1 protein-coding gene and 2 pseudogenes are annotated in these 2,317 nt (G+C 50.6%); all 3 read right to left on the reverse strand.

The window, feature by feature from the left end:
• Positions 1-105: 105 nt before the first annotated feature.
• Entirely contained in the window at positions 106-576 is a 471-nt protein-coding gene (locus B4967_RS07175) for an antitoxin Xre/MbcA/ParS toxin-binding domain-containing protein (RefSeq protein ID WP_083024413.1), read from the reverse strand.
• 211 nt (positions 577-787) lie between these two features.
• Positions 788-1,573 (reverse strand): annotated as a pseudogene (locus B4967_RS07180) (IS3 family transposase); the annotation flags it as partial.
• Between the two features lie 68 nt (positions 1,574-1,641).
• Positions 1,642-2,252 (reverse strand): annotated as a pseudogene (locus tag B4967_RS21265) (IS3 family transposase); the annotation flags it as partial.
• Between the last annotated feature and the right edge of the window lie 65 nt (positions 2,253-2,317).

A 2,317-nucleotide genomic window follows, 5' to 3' on the forward strand; every position in this document is an offset into this window, starting at 1 on the left:
GAGGCGACTCCCCTTCCTACTTGATGTGCTAGGTGAAGGCTATTTCTGAAGATGAGTTGGTTTGCTCTTAGAGCACCAGCCGGGGTATTAATGAATAGCCCACCTTCACGTCACACCGCCACACTCCATAGCGAAGAGTAGACGCCGAACCTGTTTTGCTTCGATATCAGTGCCGCATAGCATGACAGGTGCCTGTCCTCCCAGCGCTTCGTTCGAACTAGACATCCAGTTTATCGTAGCCAGCTTGTTCTCGAATACCTCCATTGCGAGGTGACTTACGGTCGCAACCCTATCAAGACGTTCTGATGCCACGGAGTCCAAATTTTTCCTTTCACGTCTGCGGTGGTGAACTGCTGATATGGATACATTAAACAATGCCTTAACCTGCTTATCCTGTAGCTGAAAGGTCTCTTGCACTGTTAGGAATAATGTTGGTGAGAGGCCTTCCTGGATACTTTGTAAACGCTCAGACTCTTTACACATCGCTTGGACTGTGATGAACCGCCAGAACTCTGCTGTCCGTATTTCACGCTTATTATTCCCCGCTTTATGAGGCGAGATGGGTGGTTCTGGCATAAGTCGCCTCGTCAAGTGGTGGTTATGAAACTTCACATGAAGCGGAGATGGATAACAGCACGGAGCGACTGTTTCTTGTTGAAGTGTAGTCTGTATTCCATGGTTGGTTGTGCTTGCGAACTATGCTTTTAGGTATCGGCACTGGATGGGTCTATGTCGAAGTATGAAGAGAATATAGACATGGTATGGTGCCAGCGACGACACCCCATCTTCAGTAGCACCCGGGTTTAGAGTCTGAAGTTACTTTATCGTTTTTTAACACCAGTTGCTCGGCATAGGCGGAAAGCGTTAATCCTCCCAGTCCTTTCTTCGGTCTTTCCTCGTTGTATTCTCGTCGCCACGCCTCGATGATGGCTCTCGCGTGATACAGGTTGGTGAACCAGAACCAGTGCTCATTTAGACATTCGTCTCTAAAACGGCCATTGAGCGATTCGATGTAGGCGTTTTGATTGGGTTTTACAGGTTCGATTAGAAACAGAGCAGCATGGCGCGCCCGCAGAACTCCTTGCCATTATCCGTACGAATGGCGCTTGGTAGGCCACGTTGTATAGCTAGATGATCCAGAATTCGTGTTAACGACAGCCCATCAATGGCACGGTCAGGCACGATAGCCACGGCTTCATGGGTGGCGTCGTCGACAATGGTGAGGTTCTTTATCACTCTCCCGTCCGCCGTGCGGTCAAACACAAAATCCATTGACCAGACCTGATTGGCGATACCAGGGCGGCCAAGGGACTTGCGTTCAGACGTGGGAACCTTCTTACGCTTGCGCCGTTTTACCTGCAACCGAGCCGCCGCGTAGAGGCGTTCGACGCGCTTGTGATTGACCTGTTCACCAGCCTGACGCAGCTTCAGGTAGATCATACCAGCGCCGTAACGACGCCAAAGCAACAATGCGTTCACGCAATGCCCCATTGCGGTCAGGAGCCGGTTGGTAGCGCAATGCACTGGCACTCATACGGATGGCACGGAGCGCTCGACGCTCACTCAGACCACGTGACGCCAACGTCACCCCATCTTCAGTAGTACCTAGGCTTAGCGATCAAACACAAAATCCATGGATCAAACCTGAGTGACAGTACTCGAGCGACTCAATGGATTTCGCTCAGAAGCGGTGAGTTTCTTGTGTTTAAGGCATTTTACCTGCAACTGAGCCGCAGTGTAGAGACGCTCGACGCGCTTATGATTGTCCTGTTTGCCCGCTTTACGCAGCTTCAAATAAATCATGCCCGCGCCGTAGCGACGATGCCGATGTGCCAAGGAAATGATGCGTTCACGCTATCTCTTGTTATGGTCAAGAGCAGGTTGATAGCGCAATGCACTAGGTTCTGTCTGAAAAGTCGGCGAGCGAAGGTCAGACAAGGCAAAAATCGGCGAAAAGACGGAGTTTACATGTTGTAAATGAGTACTTTGAGCCGATTTTTAACGCCGTATGGCCGAGCGCAGCCAGTTTTCAGACAGAGCCTATTACTTTTACGAATGACAAGAAGTGCTCGGTGCCCACTCAGGTCACGAGACACTATAAAACGAACCACGTCTTGGCGTGTAAGGGCGTTTACCTTTTTTCTCAGCGCCTCGCGAGTGACCTCTATTTACAGTAGTGACTCGGCGAGCAGTCCCACTTCGGCTTCGCCCAGGAAGATAATAATCTGTTCTTCGCTGAAACGCTTCTTCAGGTCCAATCTCCCTGCCTACAGGATCGGACTCTAAAGGGCGGTCTCAATGAGCAAGTGCAACACCT

It is taken from the genome of Vreelandella lionensis, assembly GCF_002087295.1.
Classification (GTDB): domain Bacteria; phylum Pseudomonadota; class Gammaproteobacteria; order Pseudomonadales; family Halomonadaceae; genus Vreelandella; species Vreelandella lionensis.